The following is a 4399-nucleotide window of genomic DNA, read 5'->3' on the forward strand; positions in this document are numbered from 1 at the left end:
GGATTGGGCGATGTGGCGGCACTGGCGCTGGATGCGCTGGAAGGTGTAGCCGGTGGAGGCCTTGGTCTGACCCCCAGCGGTGCCGATACGCAGGGTGCGCCCCCCGATGCGGGTGGGGAAAGGCGCGTCGGTCATGGGGATCACGCCCGCCTCGGTCTCGAGCACCCGGTACTCCCCCAGCCCCAGATGCTCGCGGGCATAGGCCCGCAGGCCCTGCTCGTACTCGGGCTCGCTGAGCAGGCGGGCCGAGAAGAGGGTGTACTCCACCAGCGCCCGCCGCTCGTCGAAGGGCAGGACGTAGACGAAGCGCACCTCGCCCTGCTGCTCGACGCGGAAGTCCATGAAGGTGGCGACGGCGGGGTCGAAGGCGGGGTGGGGGGCCTCGATCACCCAGCCGCGGAAGTGCTGGAGCAGGTAATGGTAGGGCGGGCGGGGAGCCAGGGGCTCGCTCAGGACGCTGCTGAAGACCCAGTCGGCGGTGTAGGTCTGGCCCTCCAGCCGCACGAAGCCGTCGCCGACGGCCTCGAGCTCGCCGTAGAGGCGGGTGAGGCGGGGCCAGCGGGCCAGGCGCTCGTCCATGTGGCGGTAGAAGTCGAGGCCGCGCAGCATCTTGTAGGCGTAGGGGGCGATGCCGAAGGTGTGGGAGAAGCCCGGGGCGTGGAAGGCTAATCGCCCCCAGCGGCGGAAAACGATCCCCTCGAAGGGCCCCTCCCCCGCCTCCCAGAAGCACCAGGTGCGGTCGTTGCGGGTCTTGGGCGCGCGGTCGAGGAGGAGCACGCGGCGGTCGGAGAGGCCGGCGCGCTCGAGGTGGTGCAGCAGGCTCAGGCCCGCGGCCCCGGCCCCGGCGACGACGTAGTCGAAGTGCTGCGCCATGGCGTCACGGGGCCAGCATACGCCCCCGCTTCAGGCCCCCCGCATCCACAGGGCCTTGGGCAGGAGCTTGAAGCGCTCGTAGGGCGAGAGCGCGGCGCGGCGGGAGAGGTTGTCCCAGCCGTTGCGCTCGAGCTTGTCGAGGATGCTTTGGTACTGCAGGGCGGCCAGGGCCACGGCGGCGCGGCCGTTGCGGAGGTGGCGCAGGCCGCGCAGGCCCTCGCGGTAGAGGCGGCGGGCCTCCCGGGCGAGCTCGCGCATCAGCGCGGCGTAGGCGGGCGTCACGCGCCCGTGGCGCAGGTCCTCGAGCGCGACCCCGTAGCGCTCGAGCAATTCGGCCGGGAGGTAGACCCGCCCCGCGGCCAAGTCCTCGCCCACGTCGCGCAGGCAGTTGGTGAGCTGCATGGCCTGCCCCAGCCGGACGGCGGCCTCCTCGGCCTCGGGGCCCGCGCCGCCGACGGGGGCGATCATGCGGCCCACGGTGCCCGCGACCTGGTAGCAGTAGGTCATCAGCTCGTCCATGCGCTGCAGCCGCACCGGGCCCAGGTCGGAGAGGAAGCCCTGGCGCATGTCGGCGAAGCCCTCCCGCGGGATGTCCCAGCGCCGCAGCGCCCAGGCCAGCGCCCGCTCCCACTCGGCCTCGGGCTCGCCCGCGTAGGCCCGGCCCACCCCCGCCCACCAGCGCTCGAGGTCGGCGCGGGGGTCGGGCGACTCGTCCACCGCGTCGTCGCCCAGGCGGCAGGCGGCGTAGACCGCCCAGGCCCCCTTGCGGGCCTCGCCGCGGAAGAGCAGGCTCCCGAGGTAGAAGGTCGCCGAGTGGCGGCGGATGATCGCACAGACTTCGGTCCAGTTGGGTTCCAAGGCGACCCCCTTTCGCGAGACGCACTGCCGTAAGGATGGGGCTACTCGCCGGCAGGGAGTTTTGTCCCCGCCACAAAGCCCGCCGACCCCTCGCGCCAGCCCTCGAGCGCGAAGCCGAGCGGGGCCAGCAGGGCGAGGAGGTCCTCGAGGCGGGGGAAGCGCAGGCCGGCCCGCCCGAAGGCCCGCTGCAAAGGGCTGGCCGAGCGGTGGGTGAACACCAGCCACAGCCGCCCGCCGGGCCTGAGCACCCGCGCGACCTCGAGGGCCACCGCCTCGGGCCGGGCGAACTCGTTCCAGCTCCCCCCCACCGCCACCCCGTCCAGGCTCGCCGCGCGCAGGGGCAGCGCCTCGGCCCGCGCCAGCAGGGGGACGAAGCCCTCGAGCCCCCGCGCCCGGCGCCGGGCCGCGCGCAGCATGGCCGGGGAGAGGTCGAGGGCGTAGACCCGCGCCGCCCCCGCGCGCAGCAGGGCCCGGGCGTACAGGCCCGTGGCGGTGCCCAGGTCGAGGAACACCCCGCCCCCTACGGGCTCGAGCCGTTCCCGCATGAGGCATAGCTCCTCGCCCAGCGGGAAGGGCCGCCCCGACAGCAGCGACAGCGCCCGCGCCCGCCAGGCCTCGTAGCCCCAGGCGGTGAGGGGCCAGAGGTTGACGGCGGCGGCCGGGCCCAGCGGCCGCCCGCCGCGGAAGTCGGCCCACTCCCCCACACGGGGCCACGCCTGAGCGCAGCTTGTACAGGCGGCGGCGCCCTCCGGGAGGGCGCTCTTGCAGCGGGGGCAGGCGAGGCTTGACATAACCTATACAACAATCTAGCATAGTCTTGTACAAAAGGTGAACACGATGCGCAAAGACATGGGGGTCTACACCATCGCGGAGGTCGAGGAGCGGGTCGGGCTGTCCTCCGCGCTCCTGCGGCAGTGGGAGCGGCGCTACGGCTTCCCCCGCCCCGAGCGTTCCCCCGGCGGGCACCGCCTCTACTCCGAGGCCGACCTCGACGCGCTGGAGGACATCAAACGCTCCATCGCCGAAGGGGTCGCCCCGGCGCAGGCGGTCAAGCGCTACCTCGAGGGCCTCACCCAGGAGGGGCCGCGCCCCCCCGAGGCCCTCTCGCTCGAGCTCGAGAACGCCCTGCTCCAGGCCGACCTCGAGGCCGCCGAGCGCGCCCTCTCCGAGTCCTTCCGGCTGCACCCGCTCGAGGAGGTGGTGATGGAGGTGATCTCCCCGGTGCTCAGGCGCATCGGCGACGGCTGGCACTTAGGCCGCGTCACCACCGCGCAGGAGCACCTGGCGAGCACCTACCTGCGCGGCCGCCTGCAGGAGCTGCTCAACCTCATGGGCGGCTCGCTGGGCCCGGCGGTGGTCGTCTCGACGCTGCCCGGCGAGCAGCACGAGCTGGGCGGGCTGATCACCGCGCTGTTCCTGCGGCGGGCGGGCTATCAGGTGTTCTACCTCGGGCCCAACACCCCCCTGCAGGACCTGCGCGGCTTCGCGCGGCGCGTCGAGGCCCGGGCCGCGGTGCTCTCGGCGGTCCAGGCGGTCTCGCTGGAGTCCTTGCCCCAGGGCGCCCTCGCCGGCTTGGCCCCGGTGGTGGTGGTGGGCGGCCGCGCGGCCGAGGGCATGCCGGGACTGGTCGAGCGCCTGGGCGCGCGCTACCTGGGAAACGACCCCCGCGAGCTGGCCGACGGCCTGGCGCGGGTGCTGAAGGAGGGAGGACTGTGGTAAGCTCGACTCAAGCCTTTCGTCCCCTTGTACAACTTCCAGCTTTACCGGTGAGCCACGGGAAGCGTCCTGCTGACGCCGTCGCCGCGGGGGTGCCACATTCGAGGAGGTGGGTTGATGAAACGCGTTCGTCGTAAGGAAGTGATCTACCGCGCGGGCGACCGGGCCGAGGCGCTGTACCAGCTCGAGCGGGGGTTGGTCCGCATCGTCGAGATCCTGCCCGACGGGCGCCAGCTCACCCTGCGCCACGTGCTGCCGGGCGACTACTTCGGGGAGGAGAGCCTCGCCGAGCGCAGCCACCGCTACACCGCCGAGGCGCTCACCGAGGCTGCCGCCCACGCCCTCGACCCCCACGCCCTCTCCTCCGAGGACCTGCGCCAGGTCGCCAGCAGCCTCGCCAGCCAGATGGGCCAGGTGCAGGCCTACGAGACCCACCTGCAGTGGGGGGAGCTCCGCAGCCGCATCTGCCGCTACCTGCTCTACCTCGCCGCCACTGCCGCGCACGGCCAGGACGAGCGCGGGGTCTACGTGACGGCCTCCCACGAGGAGATCGCCGACGCCACCGCCTCCACCCGCGAGTCGGTGAGCAAGCTGCTCTCCGACCTGCGCCACGAGGGCATCCTCGACACCGGCTACCGCAAGATCTACCTCGTGGACCGGCGCACCCTCGAGGCCGAGGCCGAGACGCGGCTGCTGGCGGCGGTGTGAGCAGGGAGGCCGAGGACCGGTGGGCCCGGAGCCGCCGAGCGCAAGGCGACGGTGGCGCGTGGTCCCAGGCGTTGGGCGTAGGGCGTACGGCTTGAGGCACAGGAGACCGCCTTGAAAGTCCTGCTCATCGGGGGGACCGGGTACGTGGGGAGCCACCTGACGCGCGTGCTGCTGGCGCGGGGGCACGCGGTCCACACGCTCTCGCGCAGGGGCCGGCCCACGGGGCGGGTGGCGGGGGCGGGCG

The 4399-nt window shown here is 73.4% G+C and carries 6 protein-coding genes; 3 read left to right on the top strand and 3 right to left on the bottom strand.

All coding sequences use genetic code 11. From position 1 onward, the window contains the following. The 3 genes from Mterra_RS19205 to Mterra_RS19215 form a co-directional block, all read right to left on the bottom strand. Positions 1-873, bottom strand: an 873-nt coding sequence (locus tag Mterra_RS19205) for a lycopene cyclase family protein (RefSeq protein ID WP_119316590.1), incomplete at its 3' end; no start/stop codon positions are given. A 30-nt stretch (positions 874-903) separates the two neighbouring features. Continuing rightward, positions 904-1731, bottom strand: coding sequence for a phytoene/squalene synthase family protein (locus Mterra_RS19210; RefSeq protein WP_119316591.1), 828 nt, complete (start codon positions 1729-1731; stop codon positions 904-906). Between the two features lie 41 nt (positions 1732-1772). Further along, a complete protein-coding gene (locus tag Mterra_RS19215; protein ID WP_119316592.1) occupies positions 1773-2522 on the bottom strand; it encodes a class I SAM-dependent methyltransferase in 750 nt (249 codons plus the stop codon). A 46-nt stretch (positions 2523-2568) separates the two neighbouring features. Here Mterra_RS19215 and carH point away from each other — a divergent pair, with 46 nt between their 5' ends. The 3 genes from carH to Mterra_RS19230 form a co-directional block, all read left to right on the top strand. Next, positions 2569-3450 carry an HTH-type transcriptional repressor CarH gene (gene carH, locus Mterra_RS19220; protein WP_119316593.1) on the top strand — a complete coding sequence of 294 codons (882 nt, stop codon included), beginning with the start codon at positions 2569-2571 and terminating at the stop codon, positions 3448-3450. Positions 3451-3564: 114 nt separating this feature from the next. Further along, positions 3565-4155, top strand: a complete 591-nt coding sequence (gene ldrP / locus Mterra_RS19225; protein WP_119316594.1) for a transcriptional regulator LdrP — start codon at positions 3565-3567, stop codon at positions 4153-4155. A gap of 111 nt (positions 4156-4266) precedes the next feature. Further along, positions 4267-4399 (top strand): NAD-dependent epimerase/dehydratase family protein (locus Mterra_RS19230; protein ID WP_119316595.1); only part of this gene is annotated, 133 nt, incomplete at its 3' end.

The organism is Calidithermus terrae (assembly GCF_003574345.1).
GTDB lineage: Bacteria > Deinococcota > Deinococci > Deinococcales > Thermaceae > Calidithermus > Calidithermus chliarophilus.